The organism is Limosilactobacillus urinaemulieris, assembly GCF_014838745.1.
In the GTDB taxonomy this organism is placed as follows: domain Bacteria; phylum Bacillota; class Bacilli; order Lactobacillales; family Lactobacillaceae; genus Limosilactobacillus; species Limosilactobacillus urinaemulieris.
In genome coordinates, this window is sequence record NZ_JABUXR010000044.1 from 1 (window position 1) to 1,082 (window position 1,082).

1 protein-coding gene is annotated in these 1,082 nt (G+C 34.9%); it reads right to left on the reverse strand.

Annotated elements, in window-relative coordinates:
* Window positions 1-164: 164 nt before the first annotated feature.
* Complete coding sequence (locus tag HUK45_RS09340) at window positions 165-641, reverse strand: universal stress protein (protein WP_102168168.1); 477 nt, start codon at window positions 639-641, stop codon at window positions 165-167.
* Window positions 642-1,082 lie beyond the last annotated feature (441 nt).

The window sequence follows — 1,082 nt, forward strand, 5'->3', positions numbered from 1 at the left end:
ATCGCCGGGAGGCTGTCCATATTTAGTATTAATTTTAAGAAAAGGAAGAACCGCTCAGAATTTCAAATGAAATTCCGAACGGTTCTCTTAATTTAAAGGACTTATGTCACAGCCCCTTTATCTTTGATTAGTTAAGACTTTAAATAATTGCTAATCAGAAATAATTATTCATATCTTTCTACTGCAGTAGTCCGAATAACAAATACTGAGGTTCCAGCATGTCTAGTCATATAAGAAGCCTGTGAACCAACAGCTTTCCGGTTACCCCATTTACCAATTGAACCAACAACTAATAAGTCTGGCTGAAATGCTGGAATAACGTGGTTACAAATCCGTTCTGCTGGTCGATCACCCTGATCAACAATTCCTGTAATTTTACTTGGATCTACTCCATAATCAACAGCAGCCTTAACGTACTCATTAACCCGTTTCCGTAATTCATCAGCAGAACTATGAACATAGTCCTTATCAAGAATTTGATAAACATTAACATTATCAGTTTCTAGAATAGAAACGATTCCTAATTCAGAGCCATCACGCTTTGCTTTATCAACTGCATATGAAAAAGCTGCCCGAGCATCAGGTGCATCATCGACACCGACAAGGATCTTCTTGAACTTCTTTGGCTTAATTTCAAACATTAAACTATTCCCCTCTCTGTGGTTCTGACGATCAATAGATTATCTCGATCGCAGTAAGTTTCACCTACTATGTTACTACTTATCAAATATTTGTAAATATTTATTTTGGTAAGCCTAAAATAAAATTCCCTTATATTAAACGATAATTATTTTTAAATTTTTATATTCGTCCGAGCTTTCTTGCCTGTCGATCCAACAAGTTCTATAATTTAATTGTTTTAGTCTTTATGACTACTAATGACACCGTCAATTTAGGGGGAGAGTAAAGTACCATGTCAATGATAGAATTTCATGATGTCCAAAAATACTATGGTAAATTCCGGGTATACACTTTCTGGTATTGATAAAAAATCAATGCCAGTTTTTTTGTACACAAAAAGGACAACTGCTGTCCTCGTGTTGTACAATCAATTCACCACAAAAATCATGTAAAGAAGGTTA